Annotated in this window: 27 protein-coding genes; 13 read left to right on the top strand and 14 right to left on the bottom strand. The window is 37.3% G+C overall.

The window, feature by feature from the left end:
- From H4J57_RS18125 to H4J57_RS18105, 5 genes are all read right to left on the bottom strand, one after another.
- The coding region (locus H4J57_RS18125) for a succinylglutamate desuccinylase/aspartoacylase family protein (RefSeq protein ID WP_182217897.1) at positions 1–230 on the bottom strand (230 nt) is incomplete at its 3' end.
- A 14-nt stretch (positions 231–244) separates the two neighbouring features.
- Positions 245–1,150: a 30S ribosomal protein S6--L-glutamate ligase gene (gene rimK / locus H4J57_RS18120; protein ID WP_070374431.1), complete on the bottom strand. Its 906-nt coding sequence runs from the start codon at positions 1,148–1,150 to the stop codon at positions 245–247.
- 526 nt (positions 1,151–1,676) lie between these two features.
- On the bottom strand, positions 1,677–1,928 hold the full coding sequence (locus H4J57_RS18115) for a hypothetical protein (protein WP_182243812.1): 252 nt from the start codon (positions 1,926–1,928) through the stop codon (positions 1,677–1,679).
- A gap of 26 nt (positions 1,929–1,954) precedes the next feature.
- Positions 1,955–2,173 (bottom strand): hypothetical protein, encoded by a 219-nt coding sequence (locus H4J57_RS18110; RefSeq protein ID WP_182217893.1) that lies wholly within the window; start codon positions 2,171–2,173, stop codon positions 1,955–1,957.
- Between the two features lie 388 nt (positions 2,174–2,561).
- Entirely contained in the window at positions 2,562–3,908 is a 1,347-nt protein-coding gene (locus H4J57_RS18105; protein WP_182217891.1) for a magnesium transporter, read from the bottom strand.
- Between the two features lie 124 nt (positions 3,909–4,032).
- Between H4J57_RS18105 and H4J57_RS18100 the strand changes: the two genes are divergently transcribed.
- On the top strand, positions 4,033–4,515 hold the full coding sequence (locus H4J57_RS18100) for a DUF1353 domain-containing protein (RefSeq protein WP_070374435.1): 483 nt from the start codon (positions 4,033–4,035) through the stop codon (positions 4,513–4,515).
- A 98-nt stretch (positions 4,516–4,613) separates the two neighbouring features.
- Here H4J57_RS18100 and maoP read toward each other — a convergent pair whose 3' ends face one another.
- Positions 4,614–4,934: a DUF413 domain-containing protein gene (gene maoP, locus H4J57_RS18095; protein ID WP_182222827.1), complete on the bottom strand. Its 321-nt coding sequence runs from the start codon at positions 4,932–4,934 to the stop codon at positions 4,614–4,616.
- A gap of 101 nt (positions 4,935–5,035) precedes the next feature.
- On the opposite strand from maoP, the gene H4J57_RS18090 reads away from it, so the two are divergent.
- The 5 genes from H4J57_RS18090 to H4J57_RS18070 all read left to right on the top strand — a co-directional run bounded on the left by H4J57_RS18090 (position 5,036) and on the right by H4J57_RS18070 (position 10,442).
- Positions 5,036–5,911 carry a LysR family transcriptional regulator gene (locus tag H4J57_RS18090; protein WP_182217886.1) on the top strand — a complete coding sequence of 292 codons (876 nt, stop codon included), beginning with the start codon at positions 5,036–5,038 and terminating at the stop codon, positions 5,909–5,911.
- Positions 5,912–6,070: 159 nt separating this feature from the next.
- Positions 6,071–6,352, top strand: a complete 282-nt coding sequence (locus H4J57_RS18085; RefSeq protein WP_182217884.1) for a hypothetical protein — start codon at positions 6,071–6,073, stop codon at positions 6,350–6,352.
- 369 nt (positions 6,353–6,721) lie between these two features.
- Positions 6,722–7,156, top strand: a complete 435-nt coding sequence (locus H4J57_RS18080; RefSeq protein WP_182217882.1) for a tetratricopeptide repeat protein — start codon at positions 6,722–6,724, stop codon at positions 7,154–7,156.
- A 486-nt stretch (positions 7,157–7,642) separates the two neighbouring features.
- Positions 7,643–9,118 carry a carbon starvation protein A gene (locus tag H4J57_RS18075; RefSeq protein ID WP_182243811.1) on the top strand — a complete coding sequence of 492 codons (1,476 nt, stop codon included), beginning with the start codon at positions 7,643–7,645 and terminating at the stop codon, positions 9,116–9,118.
- Between the two features lie 415 nt (positions 9,119–9,533).
- The gene (locus tag H4J57_RS18070) at positions 9,534–10,442 is read left to right on the top strand and encodes a hypothetical protein (protein WP_182243810.1); all 909 of its coding nucleotides are present in this window, start codon (positions 9,534–9,536) and stop codon (positions 10,440–10,442) included.
- Positions 10,443–10,626: 184 nt separating this feature from the next.
- On the opposite strand, the gene H4J57_RS18065 is transcribed toward H4J57_RS18070, so the two are convergent.
- Positions 10,627–11,622, bottom strand: a complete 996-nt coding sequence (locus H4J57_RS18065) for a catalase family peroxidase (RefSeq protein ID WP_182217878.1) — start codon at positions 11,620–11,622, stop codon at positions 10,627–10,629.
- Between the two features lie 299 nt (positions 11,623–11,921).
- On the opposite strand from H4J57_RS18065, the gene H4J57_RS18060 reads away from it, so the two are divergent.
- The 5 genes from H4J57_RS18060 to H4J57_RS18040 all read left to right on the top strand — a co-directional run bounded on the left by H4J57_RS18060 (position 11,922) and on the right by H4J57_RS18040 (position 16,095).
- Positions 11,922–12,509, top strand: a complete 588-nt coding sequence (locus H4J57_RS18060) for a TetR/AcrR family transcriptional regulator (RefSeq protein ID WP_070374442.1) — start codon at positions 11,922–11,924, stop codon at positions 12,507–12,509.
- 168 nt (positions 12,510–12,677) lie between these two features.
- A complete protein-coding gene (locus H4J57_RS18055; RefSeq protein WP_182217877.1) occupies positions 12,678–13,292 on the top strand; it encodes a phospholipid-binding protein MlaC in 615 nt (204 codons plus the stop codon).
- Positions 13,293–13,367: 75 nt separating this feature from the next.
- Positions 13,368–14,063 carry a histidine phosphatase family protein gene (locus tag H4J57_RS18050; protein ID WP_182243809.1) on the top strand — a complete coding sequence of 232 codons (696 nt, stop codon included), beginning with the start codon at positions 13,368–13,370 and terminating at the stop codon, positions 14,061–14,063.
- A complete protein-coding gene (locus H4J57_RS18045; protein WP_220466050.1) occupies positions 14,060–15,025 on the top strand; it encodes a CobD/CbiB family cobalamin biosynthesis protein in 966 nt (321 codons plus the stop codon). Before H4J57_RS18050 ends, H4J57_RS18045 begins: the two co-directional genes overlap by 4 nt.
- A complete protein-coding gene (locus H4J57_RS18040) occupies positions 15,025–16,095 on the top strand; it encodes a threonine-phosphate decarboxylase (RefSeq protein ID WP_182243808.1) in 1,071 nt (356 codons plus the stop codon). Before H4J57_RS18045 ends, H4J57_RS18040 begins: the two co-directional genes overlap by 1 nt.
- Here the strand turns inward: H4J57_RS18040 and H4J57_RS18035 are convergent.
- On the bottom strand, positions 16,069–16,596 hold the full coding sequence (locus H4J57_RS18035) for an NADPH-dependent FMN reductase (protein WP_182217870.1): 528 nt from the start codon (positions 16,594–16,596) through the stop codon (positions 16,069–16,071). The two genes, H4J57_RS18040 and H4J57_RS18035, sit on opposite strands and share 27 nt — an antisense overlap.
- Before the next feature lie 107 nt (positions 16,597–16,703).
- Here H4J57_RS18035 and H4J57_RS18030 point away from each other — a divergent pair, with 107 nt between their 5' ends.
- Positions 16,704–17,636, top strand: coding sequence for a LysR family transcriptional regulator (locus tag H4J57_RS18030; RefSeq protein ID WP_182217868.1), 933 nt, complete (start codon positions 16,704–16,706; stop codon positions 17,634–17,636).
- Positions 17,637–17,642: 6 nt separating this feature from the next.
- On the opposite strand, the gene H4J57_RS18025 is transcribed toward H4J57_RS18030, so the two are convergent.
- The 4 genes from H4J57_RS18025 to H4J57_RS18010 all read right to left on the bottom strand — a co-directional run bounded on the left by H4J57_RS18025 (position 17,643) and on the right by H4J57_RS18010 (position 21,024).
- Positions 17,643–18,293, bottom strand: coding sequence for a lysoplasmalogenase (locus H4J57_RS18025; RefSeq protein ID WP_182222821.1), 651 nt, complete (start codon positions 18,291–18,293; stop codon positions 17,643–17,645).
- Positions 18,294–18,483: 190 nt separating this feature from the next.
- Complete coding sequence (gene pcaF / locus H4J57_RS18020) at positions 18,484–19,722, bottom strand: 3-oxoadipyl-CoA thiolase (protein ID WP_182243807.1); 1,239 nt, start codon at positions 19,720–19,722, stop codon at positions 18,484–18,486.
- A 661-nt stretch (positions 19,723–20,383) separates the two neighbouring features.
- Complete coding sequence (locus tag H4J57_RS18015) at positions 20,384–20,596, bottom strand: hypothetical protein (protein WP_070374450.1); 213 nt, start codon at positions 20,594–20,596, stop codon at positions 20,384–20,386.
- 86 nt (positions 20,597–20,682) lie between these two features.
- Complete coding sequence (locus tag H4J57_RS18010) at positions 20,683–21,024, bottom strand: ribonuclease E inhibitor RraB (RefSeq protein ID WP_070374451.1); 342 nt, start codon at positions 21,022–21,024, stop codon at positions 20,683–20,685.
- Positions 21,025–21,148: 124 nt separating this feature from the next.
- Between H4J57_RS18010 and H4J57_RS18005 the strand changes: the two genes are divergently transcribed.
- Complete coding sequence (locus H4J57_RS18005; RefSeq protein WP_182243806.1) at positions 21,149–22,021, top strand: RluA family pseudouridine synthase; 873 nt, start codon at positions 21,149–21,151, stop codon at positions 22,019–22,021.
- 7 nt (positions 22,022–22,028) lie between these two features.
- Here the strand turns inward: H4J57_RS18005 and dapA are convergent, their stop codons facing one another.
- Together dapA and H4J57_RS17995 are read right to left on the bottom strand one after the other, a co-directional pair.
- Positions 22,029–22,937 (bottom strand): 4-hydroxy-tetrahydrodipicolinate synthase, encoded by a 909-nt coding sequence (gene dapA / locus H4J57_RS18000; protein ID WP_182217862.1) that lies wholly within the window; start codon positions 22,935–22,937, stop codon positions 22,029–22,031.
- Between the two features lie 62 nt (positions 22,938–22,999).
- A complete protein-coding gene (locus H4J57_RS17995) occupies positions 23,000–23,386 on the bottom strand; it encodes a hypothetical protein (RefSeq protein WP_070374454.1) in 387 nt (128 codons plus the stop codon).
- Between the last annotated feature and the right edge of the window lie 36 nt (positions 23,387–23,422).

Here is a 23,422-nt window from a genome sequence, read left to right as displayed (position 1 = left end):
GTTATTTTAAGTTTCTTTTCGTGGATCAAGCGTCGAATAATTTCAATACCATTTAATTCGTCGCCATGTACCGCCGCACTCAAAAAAATAGTGGGCCCCGGTTTTTTAGCGCGAATAATATGAACAGGCAAAGAAACGTCGGCATCGGTATATAACTTAGCAACCGGCAACTCTATTTTGCGCTGCTCTCCAGGTAAAATTTCGAACTCACCTATACGTAATATGTCCATAAAACTCTCTTTAATTATCCTTTGCCACGTGTTTTGGTGTCATGAGGTTTTGCATTTTTTTCTAAAAACTCAAACACCATCCCAGCAACATTTTTGCCCGTCGCTTTTTCAATACCTTCAAGGCCAGGAGATGAATTAACTTCCATGACCATAGGACCATTTTGTGAACGCAGTAAATCGACGCCACACATGTTCAAGCCCATCGCCTTTGCCGCTTTAACTGCTGTGTCACGCTCTTCTTTCGATAATTTAACTACAGTAGCAGAGCCGCCGCGATGTAAATTAGAACGAAACTCACCTTCAGCGCCTTGACGTTTCATCGCCGCAACCACTTTACCGCCAATCACTAAACAGCGAATATCAGCACCACCGGCTTCTTTAACAAATTCTTGTACTAAGATGTTCGCTTTTAAGCCCATGAATGCTTCGATGATGGCTTCAGCCGATTTAGCGGTATCGGCTAAGACTACACCTATGCCCTGCGTGCCTTCGAGCAATTTAATAACCACCGGCGCGCCGCCAACATTTTTAATTAAATCTTTGGCATTATCAGGCTTGTTTGCAAAACCCGTTCGCGGTAAACCCAAACCTTTACGCGATAGCAACTGTAATGACCGTAATTTATCGCGTGAGCGGCTGATAGCGACGGACTCATTAATATTGAAGGTACCCATCATTTCAAATTGTCTTGCCACAGCCGTGCCGTAAAAAGTTACAGAGGCGCCAATACGAGGAATAATTGCATCATACTTTGGCAATTCTTTACCCTTGTAACGCACAGCTGAACGAGTACTCGTGATATCCATATAACAGTGTAATGTATCGATAATATCAACTTCATGTCCCATAGCTTCGCCGGCTTCTTTTAAACGGCGCGTAGAGTAAAGATTTTTGTTTCTAGATAAGATAGCAACTTTCATAATAAGTCCTGTAGTGCTCACCTTTATTTAAGGTTAAAAAGTGAGGTAATAAGTAATATCGAGTGTATAGCTAGCTCATTAAATAATAAAGCGCTATATTTCGATACGTTTAATCAAATAAAATGATTAGACGGCGATTTATATAATTATAAAGTCGTTATTATAGAATATTTTACGTCAATAGTTGAAAAAATAACGATTAAAATTTATTAGGATAAATCACTGAGCAAATTTTACTTGTTTAGACAAATTTATGGGCTCTACAACATTGGACTAAACTGTGATTTTCCCAGGAAAAATGGCTTAAATGAATAATGGCAGATTATTTTGTATATGATTTTTAAAATGGCAATACTGGTAGAGTTTTAGAACAAAAAATGAGGGGGAAGTTTGTTGAGAATAATCAATACCTGTGTTTATTTACGAATAGATGAAGTGAAGTAAGTGAACTCAAATTATAAAAACCACTTATATTAAGTGGTCTAAATAATTTGAGTGACTTAGACAAGCTGGTAATACAAAACGATTACTCGTCTTTAGGTAAAACCTTTATTGCTTTGTAATCGCCTTCTTTTAATTCATCATTGATACAATTTAATAAATAAGTTTTCATATCAGTTTCTGCTATTTCATCTTCAATAGCGTATTCTTTACATTGACTTAAAAGACTTGATACGTAGTCACTAGGTGCATCCATTAAAGCAGGTTCTGCTTCTTCACTGTGCGCTATGCCTGAAGTTAGGGCTAATAAAGCGATAGCTAAAATTGTTTTTTTCATAAATATTCTCTTTACATTAAAATTACTTACATATCCCAATAGTCACTTAATGAATTAAGTTGACGGTCAAGGAACCTTTTTTCATTTAAAATATCTAATCTTTCTTTAACCAGATATTTCTGTTTGGCGATATTGCTAATTTCTTTTTTATTTGCAGAGCCACTCGTTACTTCGAATCCGGAGATACCAGGATTGAAATTCAAATTGCTACCTATGCCAGTACTTTCGTATGTATCAATATTCATTTTTTGCCTTCAAAAAAATCATAATTAGATTCTGGATGGATAATGTTCCACTATTTGAGAATTGAAAAGCAAAATATTTTCGTTTAACTAATCAATTTTTTTTGTTAAACAAGGAAAATAGCTAACCCTTGATATAATGAGTGTGAGTACTGGAAGATTAAAGCGTGACGGGGAGAGAATAAAAAAACAACAAACCCATTAAAAACAAGAGGTTATATTTAAAACAGATTATTTAAATTGATTATTTGTTAACAATAAAATAATTCCCAGCGGCTTAAAAAATTAAATTGGTCTGCAAGAAGCAGCAACATTATTCTTTTCAGCGCTGAGAATAGCCACTATTTTTATCGCTAAAATAACAATAAAAACGTTAATTAAGCTGATTTTTCTAAAGCAGTAATAAGGTACCGCAGCCAAGAAAGGCTATAAAACCAAATATATCTGTTACGGTTGTTAAAATAACAGCTCCAGATAATGCTGGGTCGATGTTAAATTTATTTAATATCCAAGGTATCCATACCCCTGATAACGAAGCAACTAAAATATTACCTAAAATAGCGATACAAATGGTGACTGATAGCATTGGATTTTCAAACCAGTAAAAAGTGATGATGCCGATGACCGTCGCCCATAACATGCCATTAATTGCGCCAACTTTAAGCTCTTTTTTAACGATAGCCTGCCTATTAGCATCACTAATTTGCCCTAACGCTAAACCACGTATAATCAAGGTTAACGTTTGACTACCGGAAATACCGCCCATCGATGCAACCACCGGCATAAGCACGGCAAGTGCAACAACTTGTTGTAAGGTCGCTTCAAATAAACCAATAAACCAAGAAGCTAAAAATGCAGTCACTAGGTTAATACCCAGCCAAATCGCTCGGTTTTTACTACTTAACCAAACACTGGCAAATAAATCTTCTTCATCACTCAAACCAGCCGATTGCATTAATTGATTATCTTTATGCTGGTCTTTGTATCTATAAGCAGAGTGCAAATCTAAACGGCCGGTTAAATGGCCATTTTCATCAACGATAGGTAATGCTGATTTTCCAGAAAGGATCACTTCGTCAATTGATTCATCTATATCTTTACTGGCTTCTAAAACTTGAACATCTTGATACTCTACACTGGCTAAGGGAGTATCCCCATCTAAAAGCAATAGTTTATTGATGGGGATCTCACCAAGTAATTGGGCATTATTATCAACAACATAAATAACTTCAGTTAATGGTAATAAATTTTTTGCACACACTTTCTTTGCTGCTGCTACTTTCAATTTTTGCGAAATTCTTTTTTCGTCAAAGCTTTGCCAGCGCCCTACTTCATCTTCAGAATAATCTTGAGCCTTTTTTAAATACTCTCTTTGTTTAGCTGTCATTTTTGTGACAGCATATTCAATGAAGCGATCGCTTAAATCTTCAGTAAGTTCTATTAAACTGTTGGCATCTAATTTATCAAATAAAGGAAAACAGGCATCGTCATCCATTGCATTTAATAACATCTGCCGAGATTCATTTTTCATCTCTAGAAAAATATTTTGTTGATAATCTGCGCTCAACAACGCCCAAAGACTTAATCGAGGTTTGATAGGAAAAGCTTCTAAAAGAATTGCTACGTGCTCTGGCATGAGCGTATCTTCAATTTCAGCAGCTAATTCATTTAATTGAAGATCGTTGGCTAATAGTTCTTCGATTTTTTCAATATAAGTAGGGAGTAGTTCTAGGGACATTTAATTTCCTAATAAAGATTTCAACAAATTTTTTGAATCAAACTAAGTAAAATTTTGCGTTTTATTTTATGGGTTATTTAACTATAGAATCGCATTATTCTCTAATCATTAAACTAGACAACTAATGAAAATGCCAAAGTTACAGCCTTTTGCTATAAAAACGCAAAAGTTTTCATTTTATTCCAAATTGTGGCGATTACTTTTTAAGAAGCGGCAATGGCAACTTATCGAAGATTGGCATTATACCTTACCTAACAAAAGAATCGTTATAATTCCGAAAGGCTTTATTTTTGATGGTAGTTCGTACCCGGCAATAGTCTGGCTTTTCTTCTCGCCAACAGGGTTATTACTCATCCCGGTTATTTTGCATGACTTTTGCTTTGAGTATAATTATTTATGGGCGAAGCAGGATGATAAAATATTTAAATTTAAAGAAGGCTATGGTTTTTTAAAATGGTCAACACTGATCCGCAAAGTCGGTATAGAAAGAAACGAACTACTGCTGATTGATTATTTTATATGGGTACTGTGTATGGCTTTTGGTTGGGTAAATTGGCTAACATTTCAGCGCAAAACTAAGCCGACGTTATTACCTGAGGACAAATAGGATAATTTTAAAAGTCTCAACTGAGAATTTGTTAAGAAGAGGATAAACTTATCGGTAAGTTTATCCTTAAATCTACTGCATATTAATTATTTTATCGACTAACTGGCTGCTGCTTGAGTAAATATGCTGCCATTTAAACAGTGAAACGACTTATGCCTGGTTATTTTTATGTATTTTTTCCACAACAGTTCAACTTTAGTTTGACCTTCAAGTTGTGATTCACACATGTTTACAAACTGTATTTCAACTTCATTTTCTGGCGAACAAATAGCTTTTTCTAACATCAGTAAACGTTTGCCTACCTGTGTTAATAATTCTGCTTCGGCGATATTGAAATCTCCAGATTTTCTGAAACCACGTGGAAAATGTACATCATCGTAAAATTGTGTTGCAGCAATAAATCCATGTATTAAAGTCATTTGCGCCTCTATTGACAGGGTATAGGTTTTAGCGGATTATGCGGCTAACAAGCAAGGCTGTAAAACAAATAATAATTATCGTATCGATAAGAGATTGCAGTATGGATATTGAGTTAATTAAAACCTTCTTAGAAGTTAAGGATTGTCGTCACTTTGGTAAAGCGGCAGAAAACCTATATCTGACCCAAGCGGCGGTTAGTACTAGAGTTCGTCAGTTAGAGAAATACTTTAATGTGACCTTGTTTCAGCGCACCAGAAACAATATTCAATTAACACCCGCAGGAGAAAAGCTTGTCCCCTACGCGGAGCTTATGATCAATACCCTTCGAATGGCAAAACAAGATATTGCCATAAGCACTGAAAAAGTTGCGCACATTTATATTGCCGGCACACCTAATACTTGGGATGTTTATATACATGATGCCATTTCAAAGATATATAGCAATGAACCACAAATCAGTTTAATCGCTGAAATATTATCGCGAGAGCAATTAACCAGACAATTACTTGAGCGTACTTTAGATGTTGCGATTCTATTTGATCCCCCAAAAGTAGAAGAACTAAAAATTGAATCTTTACATATGTTTAATTTAATTCCCGTGACGACTTTTAATAACAAAGTAACAAGCCCCGCAGACTTACAACGTTATATTATGATTGATTGGGGAACTAGCTTTACTCACTGGCATGCTAAAGAATTTTCTGACATATCAATTCCTGCAATTAGAACGAGTACAGCGCGTATTGCACTTGATTTAATGCTGCAATGTGGCGGGAGTGCCTATCTACCAGACATGCTAGCGAAACCTTTTATCGAGCAAGGTAAGTTATTTAAAATCAATGCCCTGCCTATTTTTGAACGTGAATTATTTATTGCCTTTCATAAAGAAAATGAGAATGAAGAACGAATTATTGATATTAAAAATTTACTGAGAAAAGATGAACCAGAAGCCCCCGCTATTATGAGCCCCCAGTAACGTGAAAAACAGATGCAATTTATAGCGAACTAGTACAGTAAATTCAAAATATTTTCAGTAAAAATGATTTATCGTTAACGTAAAAATATTTTACTTTTCTTGTTAGCAAAAAGCGTAGATTATGCTGTTTTTACTTGAGTATCCTTTGGTGATATAACAATGAATATCAATTCTAATTATGAGTTATCAGCTTCTGATGAAATAAGTTTTAACTATGATCTATCTTCAAACGAAGGAGATGATAATAACAATGATGATGATAATGATAACGATAGTGACAATAACATTGCTGAATTTGAGTTACATACCTCACCTAGCGATGTAAAAAAATCAAGACACAGTAACAAACGTAACTATTTAGCCAAGAAAAAAATTGAACAGCTGCAAGAAGAACGACAACTGAGAAGGTTCACTCAAGATTACTATGATGATTGGGATTAAGCGCATAATTAACGCTTAATCGATAAAATAATAGTAACGCGAATTAATGATGAATTAATTCGCGTTTAGTTCTTTAGCAAGAATTGATTACCCGCCACAAGATTGCCATTGAGTGAGTTCAAGCAAAACGTTGTTATCGACTGACTTCCATTAAAAAGTGATTAGGTTTATTACTGAGTCATAACTCTTCAATATTCAGGTCTAAACTAGTCTAAAGTTAAAACTGGTGTTAAAATATCAAACAGCCCATTTAGGTTTCAATAATGACACAATAAGGCTTGATAGCATCAAAAACCACAAATCAAGAATAAACCTTGTAAGTCAACCGCTAGCACCTAGACCTCAAACAACTTAAGAGTACTAAAAACCATGAATACAAAAATCTACAAGCGCGTATTTGCTTTGGCTGGAGAGTTAATGCTTGCTGCTCAGGAAAGAAATCAAATCAACTTTGACAATTGCTACAGTGAATTAAAACAACTCTGTGATGATAATGAAAATACCGATAAAGACCATCCTGTACAGTGGGAAACACTGGCTGACTTTACCGACGATTTACCCTTAGCTATTTCAATTTACGAAAAAGCATTACTTAAAGCAGAAGAGATTAATTCAAAAGATTTTCGTTCATCAATTGGCTTCTCCGTTGCATCACTACAAGTTGAACTCGGTGAAAAAGAACAGGCGATTGAAAACTTAGAAAAAGCAAAAATCAGCTGTAATAAAATTGTCGACAAAGAATTAAAAGCTGAAATTCATGATTTATTAGAAGCGTTAAAAACTGAAGTATCGAGTCCTTACTAAATAACTCATCAGCCAGCGAGTAACTTTATTTAGCTTTGATCAATAATCAAGTTACCACCTAAAATAATACAGTCGCCTGCTAGCGTAGACGACTGTAATGTCTAATTTATAAGCTATAGTAAGGTCGCTTTACGTTATTAATTCTGTGTCTTATCGGCTTTAGTTGGAAAGTTGATATCCGTTAAAGTCAATCACTGTTGCATTGAATGTATGCATTTTATCGACGCTGCTCACCTAATATAAAATCAATATATCGCCAAAATAATTTTTCATACTGAGTATGACTTTGTAAATTTGATGTAAAGCCAAAAAAAATAACCAAACAGAGATCATAAAGTATTGCCCAGCGCTAAATAAAGTGGGGAATAAACATAAATTCTCCTTTGATACTCAGTATATATAGGTAATACTTAGCAAATATTCGCTTGCACAAATCTGTGCTCCCCCTGAATGGATCTATTCACTAGAACGGAGTAATAAACAATCATGATTATCTTTTTTATCTGTATCACTCTATTAATATTGGGTTATAAGTTTTATAGCCCTTTCATTGAAAAACAAGCGGGCATTGATGAAATGATCAAAACACCTCAAGCACGTTTTGAAGAAGGGGTTGATTACGTTGCCATCCACCCGGTTAAAGCCTTTCTTATTCAGTTTTTAAATATTGCTGGGGTAGGTCCTATTTTTGGTCCTATCCTTGGTGCACTCTATGGACCGGTTGCACTTATTTGGATTGTACTTGGTAATATTTTAGGTGGCGCAGTACATGATTACTTTTCTGGGGTCATGAGTATTAAAGAAGATGGTAAAAGTTTGCCTGAAATTGCAGGCCACTATTACAACGTTTACTTTAAAGGGATAATGTTGATATTCACCACCATGCTACTGTTTTTTGTTGGTGTTGTTTTTATCATGAGTCCTGCCGGATTATTAAGTAATTTAAGTTATTTTGAAGGCACATTTTTAGCCGGTAATACCTTTTGGGTTTTAGTTATTTTAGGCTACTATTTAATGGCAACACTATTACCCATAGATAAGATAATAACCAAGCTCTACCCCCTTTTTGGTTTACTCATGATAGTGATGACCTCGCTTATCGCGGTATCATTACTTATGAATGCGCCACACTTACCTGTCGCTGGTGATTTTTTGGGGTATTTTAACTCAGACCATTACAGTCATGACTTTTTAGAGCCTAATGCTGACGGTCTCCCTGTCTGGCCATTATTATTTATAACAATTACCTGTGGCGCAATTAGTGGTTTCCATTCGACACAAGCACCGATTATCGCGCGTTGTTTAACCAATGAAAAATATGTACGCCCAGTCTATTATGGCGCGATGATGTGCGAAGGCATTGTAGGTTGTGTTTGGGCCTTAGCTGGCATAGCAGCATTTCCTGAAGGTTACTCAGAGCTTAAAGCATTGCTTGACCAAGGCGGTCCTGGCTTAGTGGTTAACCATATAGCAAACAGCTACCTTGGCGCACTCGGTGGCATTATGGCTATTATAGCCGTTGCGATATTCCCTATCACTTCTGGAGATACCGCTTTTCGGTCCTTGCGTCTAACCTTAGTGGATGCATTTAATATCCCACAAAGTTTACGCAACCGACTCTTGTTAGCCGTGCCTATTTTGATTATTGCTTATTTTATGACAAAATTAGATTTTTCAATAATATGGCGTTATTTTGCTTTTTCAAACATGCTACTTTCTACCAGTGTATTATGGCTAGCCACTAAATTTTTGTTTGACCGAGGCACTTTCCATTGGATTGTCAGTTTACCTGCCATTGTTGGTACTAGTGTTAGTGTCTCTTATATTATGACGGCAGGAATAGGCTTAAACTTACCCAGTGAATATGGCAAATTAATCGGGGCTGTGGTCGGTGTTATCTCACTTATCTTATTAATACTGGCACACAATAAACGGGTAAATATTGCCTCGACATCACCTTAAAATTTGAGATGTTTGATGTTTGATGTTTGATGTTTGATGTTTATCATTAACAACAAAAGCAGTGCTAATTAGCACTGCTTTTTGATTTTTATCTGCCCAATAAAGCGCAATTACTGTTAATTTTTCAGGATAAAAAGTTAAAGAAAGTCCTTATTTTCTAGCGGTTCAAGCAGACCTAGGCCAAATTGATAACTGGAGATAATTAACGTATTCTAAGCAGTAACAGCCAATAGGAAGGCGTACACTTATATTTTTAATTTCCCTAGCCTTTGAAACCTTGCCAATATAAAAAATGTTACTGTCGCGCAAAACGACCATAATTATTATGCTGAAGCTAAAATATGGGGTATTAGTACTCTTATAGTAAAAAACATTATCGTGTTACTGACAACATACCAAGGGAATTGCAAAACTTATGCAAAATTTTTTTAAAAAAGGACTCAATGTCGTTCGCTCAGTTGCAGACAAAGCTACAGAAGAGTTAGCGGCTAATTATTCCATTGTTAAAGAAAAAGTGAATGGCTTACCCGTCTTTATTTCCGCAGAGAAGTCAGACAAATATAACGATATCCAGTATGACGAAAAACACTATTTTGTTATACCTTTCCAACTATCAGAATATAAATTTGCCTTACACACCATGCGGTGTCTCCCGAATGCTGTTCCAGAAATTAACAACCTGCCTAAAAGGCGTGTTTTTCACTTTCCCAATCAACATTCAGAAGAAATGCTTAAAGATTATATGCGCCAATCAGCAGAAGAAATGGTAAGAAATAAAAGCGCAAGTAATCCAAACAGTATTGAGTCTTTGGCTGATCAAATTGACGCGCTAGATAAAAAACTCACATATAGCATGCTATTAGTGGGTGGTTTGGCCGCTGTGGTAAATCCATTATTGGGCGTAGGTATTGCGGCAAAAGCGTTGTTACCCAGTGTTGGCGGTATAATTAACAAGTACGGCTTGCGTCCTACGGGAGAGAAACTTTCCCAACATCAGATGAATAAATCTATAGAAGAAGCTGATGCACATATTGCAAAAGAATTTGCCGATGCAAGTACACTGCAGGTTATTAATCCTATATTACAAGAATTAGAGTTGACACTACGTACCACAGAATTGCAGCATGACCCGATAACTGACGCCAATTTAGCTGATGGCAGTATTCCTGAACTTGATGGAGAAAGATGGCGAGAACTAACTGAGGTCGCTATTTGTCATGTTTACAAGGAAGTTTATCAAACGCCATCTCTGCACAAAAAAGCGGGTCTTGAGCCTAAAGACTTAAGATGGCTAAAAATAATGTTTGAAGTAAACAGTAAATAAAGCTGTTCTGCATAAAGACTTTACCAGAAGCGATTAATTATTAAACTTGTTAACATTCACCATAAAACAAGAAACAACTGCCCTTAGCTAACCATGTATTGTCAAATCAATGACACAGGGGGTCAGTTTTACTGACCCCCTGTGTCATAAAAGCAATGCTGATTTATACCTACTAGCGAGTCACTTATTGACCACTCAACCTTTTGCCAAAAGATATAGCATAAGCTGGTGAGCGCATTCTTAATACCGGATCATCACTTGGCGTAAAGCCTGCAGACATCATATTAGGATCAAAATTAGTATTTTTACATGCATCGCTGCCACTGGTATTAACGGTCACTGTGCCTAGCATTACTTGAGGACGCTCACTTGGCCATTGTTGTGATGGGTCAATATCACTGTCTTGTGCTTCACCTAAACTTGCCATAATGTTAAAACTAACCGTTTCATTTTTAAGCTGTTGCGCAAAGGTATCTGCTAAAAACTCAGTAGGCATTTTAGCAGCCTCAGCTTTTTCTAATGTTTTAACCCCTAAATTAGGCTCAATGGTCCAGCGAAATTTAGTTTTCTGTTGATTAGGTTGGTCAAAGTAAAAAGTGTGCAAACCAAAGAACTCAGTGTTGGCAAATGAAGCGGCTGTTTTAGCTGTTTTATTCCACATAGCATTAGCTTGAACACTCGGATGTTGTTGAATATATGCCATGGTTTTAGCGGGATCAGTTTTACCATTTTCATCAGGAAGTAAGGTCGATAAAAAACCATGAAAAACTTCTGGATTTTTACCGGCAAACACCGGAAAGTTATTACCAGTAAAAGTGTGAAAAGAGCCATCAGGTAACTTTATTTGCATGCCCATGCCGCGTGTGCCAGCCGCTTTTTCATCACTATTGGGATTTGAACCGCCAACGGAAAATCGAATAGATACCGGTAGTTCGCCGTTCGATAACAAAGCAGCTCCAGTAAAATGTTGATTGGGTGTTGGTACAAAAGTACCTGATGCACACAAACCTTTAGCATGTGCTTTTCTATAGCCAGGATGTTTCCCACCCAATTTTTCAAATATTTCAACAAAATCATTGGCGACAACTTCTTTATCATTGGCTGCAGCGTTCGATGTTGCTGTAGCAGTAGTGATAAGAAACAAAGCACTAATACTTGAGGTAATGAGATTATGTTTCATTGGTTTCCTTAGAGTGATTATTTCAATAGTTCAAATGACGAAAAATGTCATAGATAAGATCTAGAGTATTATCTACAAGCATAGCAAAGGACCTTAATAGTGTAATAAATATTTCACGACCAACTTGCATAAGACTAAAGAAATTTGTTGTCATAGTTATGGTGAAAATAATAATGATTTAATGACACAAAACATTCTTATTCAACTTCAAATATTTCATCAATAAAAAAGCTGGGTTTACAACCTACCCACCGGTCGGTTAGAATGAATTATCATTAATAGTTAATTAAGTCGTGAATATGAGAGACGCAGAGCTAACTCGTCAAAAAATACTAGAAATAAGTGCAGATGAAATTCATAAAAAGGGTTTCATCGCAACAAGCTTATCTTGTATTTTAGTGCGCTGTGAAGTTTCAAAAGGTGCCTTGTATCATCATTTTAAAAATAAAATGGAGCTGGGCTACGCTGTTTTTGAAGAAATTTATACACCCATGTTTTTAGAGTTATGGCAGCCAGCAGTAGAGGTAGATGATCCTATTGAAGGTTTGTGCGACTTTTTTACCGCTATGTATACCAACTCATCTTGTGACGAGATTGTTTGTGGTTGTCCTTTAAACAACCTTTGCCAAGAGATGTCTGGCGTAGATGAAGGCTTTCGCTTACGTATTTTAAACATGCAGCAACAACTCAATCAACTTATCGCCATTAACTTACAACGTGTCGCTAACCAGCTTCGTGACGACATTGATTTTAGCCAAGTTGCCTATTTTATTGTCTCAACTTTTCATGGTTCTTCTAGTTTAAGTAAAAGTTCTAAAAACAAAGACCTCTTTGAAAAAGTCATCAAAGAACTGTGCAACTATATTAGAAATCTTAGAAGTCATTAACGCCACTCTTTTCACTTATCTCCTTGGCTTTTCACAGCCGATATAGCAAATAGTAATAAAAAATATCAATAAAGTATTTACATACCGCATGGTCGGTATGTAAAATACCCCTAATGAATTAACAATGAACTCAGCACTTAATACGCTCTCTCAAATACGGACAAAAACATGAAACACTTAATGGCAATATTTACTCTCTTATTCATGACTTCATTGGCAAGCTTTTCCAGCAATGCCTACAGTATTGAAAACTCTCCATACACAGTAATTGCTGAAACAGGAGAACGTTTGTTTTCTCGTATTGCTAAAGATCAAGAGTCACTGAAAAAATTCCCTGAACTGATGCGTGATATTGTTGAAGAAGAGTTAATGCCATCAATAGATTACAAATACGCCGCATTCAAGGTTTTAGGTAGAAATTTGAGAACGATGACCCCAGAACAGCGTGAAAAATTTGTTGTTTCTATGCGCAGTTACTTAGTAAGAACTTACGCAATAGCGTTAAAACAATATAAACAACAAGACGTTGCATTTGAATCTCATAAATCAACAAATGGCGCTAGAATTGTTGGTGTTAATTCAGTTATTCGTAATGCCAATGCGCCTGAAATTAACATTACTTTTCAAATGCGCCAAGACAGACAAACAAGTCAATGGAAAGCTTACGATATGATCATCGAAGGTATCTCTTTACTCAGTAGTAAAGAAGCTGAAATAAGCCAACGGATCCAAAAGAGTGGCATTGACCAAGTGACCTTAGAGTTAGCTTCTTTTAATCAATAAGTTCTCTAATTCCGTCATCAAGCTATGCTAAAATATTTTGTAATATTATCAATGCATGAGTAAGTATTAGCATAAATGACGGTTATTAATTTTTATCTTACGCGCCACGGCGAAACACAGTGGAATAAAATAGGGAAGTTTCAAGGACAGTTAGATAGCCCTTTAACCGATAGAGGCTATCGACAAGCTGATGGAATTGCTAGGCAACTAGTTGATCACAAGATAGACCTTATTGTAAGCTCAACATTACCAAGAGCAAAAAGTACCGCTGAAATTTGTCAGGTGACAGTAGATTGTCCACTTAACTTTGCGCCGGCCTTAATCGAGCGAGATTTTGGCCTCTGGCAAGGAAAAGTTATTGACGAAGTTAAATTAGAAAAAAACTTCCACGCTATTTTTCATCAAGTAAACGCCTCCGCACCGCCGAGTGGAGAATCGGGTATTGACTGCGCACTTCGCTTTCAACAAGCATTAATTGAGATTGCTAATACTAGTGATGATGATCAAAAAACGCCACAAGATAAAACGACCACTAAGCCCAACAACATAGCGATTAAGAGTATTCTTGTGGTTAGTCACGGCGATATATTACGCTGTTTTTTATCTTTGTTTGTTGAAAATTTTTCTGATAAACAAGCAATTAACAGTCAACAAAAAGCCTTTGATAATGGCTGCATTTTTCAGCTTGCCTATCAGTGTAAAACTAAAATATTTACCCTTATAGCTACACACGACATCACTAAACCTTCAGCAGTGATAATGCCGCGATGACAAGTTCTGTGATCATGGTGATGGCATACCTACTAGATCGTTGGCTCGGCGAAGTAAAACGATTTCATCCTTTAGTAGGCTTTGGTTGGTTAAGTACCGCAATAGAGCATACCTTTAACTTTCAGCATGCGACACCGAAAACAACCTCCATATTGTTGCCTCGATTATTGGGGATTTTATCGTGGCTTATCTTATGTTTACCTTTACCTATTCTTTATTATTACTTTCACCAAAACCAGCTATTTTTTTGGTGCTTAGATGCCTTAGTCCTTTATTTCGCTATCGGTTTAAAAAGTCTACAATTACATGCTTTACAAATATTTAATCCCCTTAATAAAAATGACTTAGCCACCGCACGATATTTTTGTGGTTATTTAGTTAGCCGAAATACAGCAGACCTATCCGAACAAGAAATTTCCCGTGCAACCGTTGAGTCTGTCCTAGAAAATGGTCATGACGCCGCTGTTGCTAGTTTCTTTTGGTTTATTATTGGTGGTATTCCACTGGTGATTTTACATCGACTCGCCAATACATTAGATGCAATGTGGGGCTATAAAAATCAACGTTTTATCAATTTTGGTTGGTGTGCTGCCCGCATGGACGACTTACTCGGTTGGCCAAGTGCAAAAATTACCGCATTACTTTATGCTTGCCAAACAAATTTGTCTTACTCAAAAATGATCAGTGCGCTAAATAATGGTTATCGACAAGGCCAGCATTATAAAAGCCTAAATGGCGGTTGGGTAATGGCGACGGGCGCCAGCGTTCTAAACTTCACGCTGGGTGGAACAGCGACTTATCATGGCAAGGCAGTAACGTCGATACCATTAGGTTGCGGTAATAGCGTTGTTAAAAATGATATTTTTCGTAGTATAAACCTGGTCAATAAAGCGGTTATTATTTTGATTTTCACTTATTTTTGCTATCAATTCCTGCATTACTTTTATAGTGTAAATTTGTGATGGACAATAAAGCTAATGAAAGTTCGCCCCTGTTAGTACACGGTGGTCAGCTCAATGAAGTTGCCCAACACTATCAAATTCCTTTCGAGAAATGGCTAGACTTGTCAACAGGTATTAGCCCAATTAATTACCCGATCCCCACTATTCCTACAAATATCTGGCAACAGTTACCACAGCCAAACCAAGCAATGCTATCTGCGGCTAAAAATTATTATGGTACACAGAATATTAGCGTAACGAGCGGTAGCCAAGCGGTTATTGCTCGTTTACCTGCACTCTATCTTAATCATATCAATCAGCCAGCAAACGGGATAGAGGTATGGTTACCGGAAGTGGGCTATAAAGAGCATGAACGAGCATGGCATGATGCTGGTTTTACCATAAAAAATTATCAGCAGTTACCCACTTGCGAAGCGCTATCTCGCTACGCGATTGTTGTGGTGATTAACCCTAATAATCCAACCGGTGAATTACAGCAACAGCAAACATTAACCACACTGTTAACGACGCTTGAATCATTGTCAGGTTGGTTAATTGTTGATGAAGCTTTTATGGATGTCATAACACCGAGTCAATCGCTGATCCACTTAACGGCTAATAAACATCTTTTTGTGTTACGTTCAATTGGTAAATTTTTTGGCTTAGCGGGGATCAGAATCGGCTTTGTAAGTGCACACCCTTCTTGGATAAATAAACTACAGCAGTTATCTTCACCTTGGGAAGTTAATGGCCCGGCTCAATTTATTACTGAGCAAGCCTTAAAGAATAAAGTCTGGCAAGTAGCACAACAACAGCAGTTAATCGCTTTATCAATAAAGTTAGAAGCGTTATTAGCGAAAACTTTTTTACCTAACCAAAATAAAAGCGATGACCTAAGCATAACCATCACTGGGTGTGGTTTATTTAAAACTCTCTTTCATCCCCAAGCTACAGAACTTTATCAAGAATTCTGTTGCCAAGGACTTTACGTGCGCTTGTGCGACGAAAAAAATGCTTTGCGTTTTGGCATACCTGATCAAGAACAATACCAGATATTAGCAAAATTATTGGCTGAGCATAGCCATAGCTGAAGCGAGCTTTTCAGCTAACTCACCCTTTTTTAACTGTCCTTTGTCGGCATCAAAATTGTCATAAAAACTAGGTATAGATAAATGGGCTTTTACCTCGCCATCAAAAAAGGGTGCCGATCCTACAGCGGCGGCAAGAACAGTTGCAGCTCCACCAGGTCCTGGTGACGTCGCTAATAAAACCATAGGTTTATGCTGATAGACTTTTTGTAGCGTGCGAGAGCTCCAGTCAAATAAGTTTTTATAGGCGGCCGTATAAGAACCATTATGCTCGGCAAAACCTATGACCAAAGCATCTGCAGTGGCTATTTTATCAAGAAAGTCTTGTGCTAACTGCGGTTTACCGAGTTCAGCTTCTCTATCAGCACTATATAAAGGCATTTCATAATCATTAATATCGAGTACTTCAACTTGTGCATTCTCAACGAGACTAGCGGCATAGCTCACTAACTGTTTATTAATAGATTGACGACTACTACTGGCAGCAAAAGCGATAATTTTCATATAAACTCCAAAGGTAAGAAAAGGTAAGAATAGGTATTTCAGTGAAGATAGTGTAATTTGTTTCCTATATAAGATTAATAACTTACTTACAGATACATTATTTCCATATGAAAGCTAATACACTATTTTCTTCTTCACAAAGTCAAAGTAACTTACTTGATGGTATAGCTGTTTTTGTCCAAGTTGTGCAAAGCAAAAGTTTTGTCAATGCCGCTGAAAAAATGCAGCACTCTACGTCTTATATCAGCAAGGAGGTTAGTAAGCTAGAAACCCGTTTAGGCGTCCGCTTGCTACACCGCACGACCCGAACTTTAAGTTTAACATCAGAAGGCGAAGTCTATTATCAGCAATGCCAACAGATCATTGAAGATGCTTTACACGTTGAAAATAGCCTTTCTGGACGTCAGCAAATACCGCAAGGTCGATTAAAGTTAAGTTGTCCTATTGGTATAGGTGTTTCTCGTATTCGGCCGATCCTCGCTGAATTTATGGCTAAGTATCCGAAAGTAACATTAGATATCGACTTAAACGATCATAAAGTTGATTTGATTGCTGATGGCTTTGATATTGTGATAAGAGCCGCTATGCAACTTGAAGACTCAAGCTTAATTAGCCGACGTTTTATGAACTCAACTAGCTTAACACTCGCTTCTCCTGAGTATTTAACACAATATGGTCGACCTAAACATCCCGATGAATTGGTCGATCATCACATGATCAGTTACCGTAACTTAAAAACGCCCGAAACTTGGCAGTACAGCTCCCAGAATGGCCAAGTAACGCAAACACATGTAACCAGTCGAGTATCATGTAATAACTCAGAAATGATGATTTCGTTATGCTTAGCAGGACAAGGTATTATTCGTATGCCATTATTTAATTTACGTGAAGAAGTGGCAACAGGGAAATTAGTGCCCTTGTTTGAAGACTTTATGCCAATAAACATTGGTGTTTACTTGGTTTATCCCAGCAGAAAAAATATGCCAGCTAAAGTGAAATGCTTTATCGACTTTATTGTCGATAAGTTAGGCGATAGTTAACCACAACTACGCTAAATTATTATCCTGAGTAAACATGCCGTTAACTAATGCCAGTTGGGCGAAGTAATAGCTAATCATGATCCAAACACTGGCATAAGGTATTTGATGATAAAACTGATTAAGCCCGATTAATGAATCAGAAAGAATAAAACTGAGCCCGCCGATAATTAGCCAAATATTAGCTTTTTGTGAAAGTAAGGTGGTGATCCCCATTAATAGCAGTATGGTCATATAAACCAATACAGGGATAAATAACTCGCCTAAGCCAGCGTATATGACCAAAAACACGCCAACGCCATAGATACAATAGAGCCCAATAAGTGGTAAACGTTTACTGATAATAGGCTTGGCTACTAAGGGCTTTAAGCTAAAGATGTAAAAAAGATGAGCTACTAAGAAAGCCGCTAAACCGAGTACAAACCAATTAACTCGGTCATAATCTAAAAAGAAATCGCCAAAAATAGAGAAAACCAAACCGATCATAAATAACTTATGAGCGCGTTCTTTAGTACCTCTACTGTTTTGCCATGAAAAATGCAATAACACTAATATCGGCAAAATTTTTACTAACCAGCTCAGCGGATAAGGCTTAAAAAAAATACTCACCATAAAGCCACAGGCAGTAAGTAAAAATAAAAGTAAATGGGATCGGGTCATTGCTGTCATCTTCTTTGTATAAACCTTTGGTATAAACCTTCGCTAAAAATCACTATCTACTTAAAAATAGAAAATAAGTTATCATTTAGCTCGAGATAATATCGCTAAACTAGTGATCGCTATTTGTTAGCACAGACAAAAAAGGTAGTATACCCTACGCCCTTTTTCAGCTATTCGGCTTTTAAATGACTTAAACTCTCTCAATAATTAAGGCTATGCCTTGGCCGACACCTATGCACATAGTACACAGTGCATAACGCTTGTTGGTACGTTGTAGCTGTCGAGCCGCAGACGTTATTAAACGCGCACCACTCATGCCCAAAGGATGCCCCAAGGCAATAGCGCCACCTTGTGGGTTAATACGCGGATCGTCATCTTGTAAACCTAATTCTCGAATACAAGCTAAAGCTTGTACTGCAAAAGCTTCGTTCATTTCAATAAGGTCGATATCTTCAAGCGATAAGTTTAAACGTTTTAATAGTTTTTGTGTTGCCGGTACTGGGCCAATCCCCATAATACGTGGCGGTACACCAGTGACAGCCATACCTAGCACTTTAGCTATCGGGGTTAAGTTGTTTTTTTGTACCGATTGACTTGACGCCAATAATATTGCGGCAGCGCCATCATTAATCCCTGAGGCATTACCCGCGGTAATACTGCCTTTGGCATGAACAAAAGGTTTGAGTGCTAACATTTTTTCTAAGCTTGTTAGGCGAAGATGCTCATCTTGAGAGAAAATAATCGGCTCTTCTTTACCTTTTATAACACTGACAGGCATTATTTCTTCGGCAAAAAATCCAGCTTGTTGGGCACTCGCCGCTTTTTGCTGGCTAGCAAAAGCAAACTTGTCTTGGTCTGCTCGGCTAATGTTAAACTCTTCGGCAAGGTTTTCTGCTGTTTGTGGCATACTTTCAGTACCATAAGCGCTATCGAGTGCTTTGTTAACAAAGCGCCAGCCCATAGTCGTATCAAACATTTCTTGAGTACGCGAAAAATTACTTTCCGCTTTGCCGATCACAAAAGGCGCGCGAGTCATACTTTCAACACCACCGGCAATAATCATTTCAGCTTCACCTGACTTAATCGCTTGCATAGCAATGCCGACAGCATTCAACCCTGAGCCGCATAAACGGTTTAGCGTTGTTGCGGGAACTTGGTAAGGTAAGCCGGCTAATAACGTTGCCATACGAGCAATATTACGGTTGTCTTCCCCTGCTTGGTTAGCACAACCTAAAATAACATCGTCTACTTGGCTAAAATCTAGAGTTGGATTTCGTGCCATTAATGCTTTTAAGGGTAAGGCGGCTAGGTCATCAGCCCTTATAGTCGCTAGCGAGCCGCCATAACGGCCAATGGGTGTTCTAATTGCATCACAAATAAAGACTTCATTTTGTCCGCTGTTTTCAGTTTTTGTTGAAAAGGCACTCATGTATATATTCTCTTTTGAGTTTATCGGTGCTGCGATCTAACTGACCTCAGCATAATCATAAGCGCCATGATAAGCACTTTTTACTTTAACTATTTTTTCTTTACCGGTAAAAGCATAAGAAATCGCTGACAACGCCAAGTCTATTCACCCTCTTTTTCTGAGAATCCCGATTTATTAATAAAATCACCGAAGAGATTGATCATATCCAGTTAACCTTGATGACTCACAAAATCCTTGTGACAGGCCTGTTACTCCAGCTCATTCAGTTGAAAACTACAAAAACGTCTTTGCTATCTGACAAGACTATTATCTGACAATACAACCATCAACTTACTGCGAAAAAGCTTGGCTTATTGCTCAGCAACCTTCAATTTATATTGCTGAAGACAAATCATGCCCTTTATCAATCGAGCACCTTGTGATGCACTCGATAAATTAAAAGTGGTTATGGTCGATGAATCAATAAGGTTTTAGCCACCGGTGAATATCAAACTATTGAATACGCTTTGTAATAAGTCTGTACTGGCATTGGTGCTTCAATACTCCCTGATTGGCAAGCAATCTTAGAAACTGAAGCGACCGTATAAATACCAATAGAAAATAATAAATTAATAAAAGAAAATTGTCGCTCTGCTCCAGTGAGTTAAATTTACTTTATCGCTTAAATAAAGTCTAAACAGATATCGGTACAGCCTTTGCCACAATAAACACCCGGAGTACTTTTATCTTCAGGGACAATTAAACGCAGTATACTGCCGCAAGTTTCACATTTCATTTCACGGCCCGCCATCACTTTTTTAATCAATGCTTTTTGATCGTTAAATGACTTTGCACTGCTTTTTTTTAATAGGTCAAACTGTGTTATATCAAGCATAAAGCTGCCTTATTAATGCTAAATAGCCTTCAGCATCTGGGTAATAGTCAATGGATCTGAACTTTTATTAATATAAGAGCGCTAAATTAAACAGCGGCGCAATAAAACCCGTCATATTGACCACCTAACGGCTCAGCGCTTGAAATCAATAAATTTTGGTAGGAACTAATATTTTCATAACTGGCGCCAACAAAAGGATAAGCGGTAATTTCCCAAGGAAAATCATCATTGCCTTCATAAGGACAAAAAGAGAGTTTTTGATTATTTTCTAAAAGTAACTGACCAAATTTCAAAGCGGCTTCTTCGTTAGGAAATATCACTGAAAACTCAATTTCACGGGCTTGGTTTAAATCATCACCATCAATCATCATTTGCCATAAGGCATCACCAACATTGTCTTGTGGAAATAGGGCTAAATCACGGTTCATTATTTTTCATCTTATCTTTGTAGGCATTAATTCGCTATTTTATCTGATGAAAAACATAATACCAATTCAGTTAGCGATTATTTTTGGTAAACTAGCGATATAACTTACCAACGAATCACTCACCTTGAATATAGCCTTGCATAAATTTGAGCTTCATATCGATGTTAATACAGAAAATAGCAGCATTATTGGCGAACTTAACCAAGCATGCCCATTAAGTAATACTCAATTAAAACAGGCTATTCAACGAGGTGCGTTATGGTTAACCCGTGGTAAAAGCACACAGCGTTTGCGACGCATCAAAAAGCCATTACAAGTAACCGATACCCTACACTTTTATTATGACGAACAAGTATTAAGCCAACAGCCTAATGAAGCGTTATTAATTAATGACGATGTTGATTATAGCGTATGGTATAAACCTTACGGTATGTTATCTCAAGGTTCAAAGTGGAGTGATCACTGCACGATTGCCCGTTGGGCTCAAACACATTTATCCTCTGAGCGCCCCGCATTTATTGTTCACCGTTTAGATAGAGCAGCCACCGGATTAATTCTAATTGCCCATAGTAAAAAAGCAGCGCGCGCATTAAGTGCGATGTTTGAAAAACATGACTTAGAGAAAATTTATCATATTATTATTCACGGCGATCATCGTTTACGACCACAACCTGATACATTAACCTGTGATGTCGATGGTAAAAGCGCCAGCAGCCATTTTAGCCATCTTGCATATAATGAAAAAAATAACACCTCGTTGGTGCAAGTTATTATTGATACGGGGAGAAAACACCAAATAAGAAGTCATGCTGCAAGTATTAATATGCCGGTGGTTGGCGATAGATTACACGGGGAAGTTGGCGACGCCAGCATTGAAGAAAGTATTAACTTACAGCTGTGCGCCGTGGCACTTAATTTTATTTGCCCGCTAACCGCAGAGCAGAGGTCGTTTAAAGTGCCTGAACATTTAATGCCCTCATTAAATGCTCTTGGCTAAGTGTTGTTTATGAACAGTAATTAAAATCACTATCATTAAGCAGAGCTAATTTATCACCAACAATTTCAGCCGCATCAAGTTTAGCTAACAGATCAAAACCGATTTGACGTTGCTCTAGTGTCAATGCTAAATAAGGCAATCTAAAATTAGCTTGAACGGCACCTGTCATCATTAACGTGGTATTTATGGCAATAGGGTTAGGCTCACAAAACAACCATTTCATCAGGCTTTGTAAACGTTCATTTAGTTCGTCATCTTCACTGTCCATTAATGTTCTCATTAGGCCCGGCACTAGATTCGAGGTTACAGAAATAACACCGTGAGAGCCAAATTGGTGGCGACCAACATAACATTCATCATCATTACCTGACCAACAAGCAATACCTTGTTTTTCATAATAAGCAATACGGTCATTGCCGCCACATTCTTTCACGCCAATAAAGTTTTTATGCTTTGACAAAGGTTCGATCAAATCAGGCGTAAGGTCTTGGCCCGTTCTTCCTGGTACGTTATAGATAAACGCAGGACCAATATCTAAGACTTTGTTAAAATGCGCGGCAACACCCGCCATTGAGGTTCGCCCGTAATAAGGATTAATTTGCAATGCTGCATCCATACCCATGGCAAACCCATTTTGTGTGGCTTTAATTGCCTCACGGGTATTATTACTACCGGTATTACCAACAATAATAAGTTTGTCACTATATTGATGAACGGTATGAGCGATTAACATTAAATGCTCTTCCCAACTTAATAAGTGTCCTTCACCTGTAGTACCACCGACAACAATACCGTCAACACCCGCCGCTATTTGCTTTGCAACCAGCTTGTCATAAGTAACAAGGTCAATTTCACCCTGTGCGTTGTAAGGGGTTTTTATCGCAGTAATTAAACTTGCTGCCTTTATATTTTTCATTTTTTCTCAACTACATATTAGGTAAAAGGGTAATTTTTCTTATTTTTGAAGAATAACTGAATTTAACAATGACCGATTTTATCAACAACTCGGCGCAGGATAAACACTTCATTACTAACAATGTGCTGATATTTGAAAATTTGACTGTCTAAGGCTAAAACTTTATAAGCCTGATAGTTATTTTCATCATTTAAATCGGCTCGATAATGCTCACCGTCAACAACTTCTTCTTGTGTGATAGTAAAGTGAATATCTCCCACTAATCCCCAATCGCCTAACTCAATAATTTGGCTAACAATTTCGCCCTGAGACGTTTGTTCAACAAAAGAAAATTCAAAACTACCATCAAGGCAAAGCTCAGCATACTCAACAAGTTGGTGACCGACGTCGTTCATTTCCATACGATACCAACGGCCGGCTAATAATGCTCGGTTATATTGTTCACTCACTTAAAACACGCCTTAATAACTCTGTCAGATATAAAT

It is taken from the genome of Colwellia sp. BRX8-7 (genome assembly GCF_014077275.1).
GTDB lineage: Bacteria > Pseudomonadota > Gammaproteobacteria > Enterobacterales > Alteromonadaceae > Colwellia_A.
Note: the sequence above shows the minus strand (reverse complement) of the source record. Positions and strands in the feature narration are given on the sequence as shown.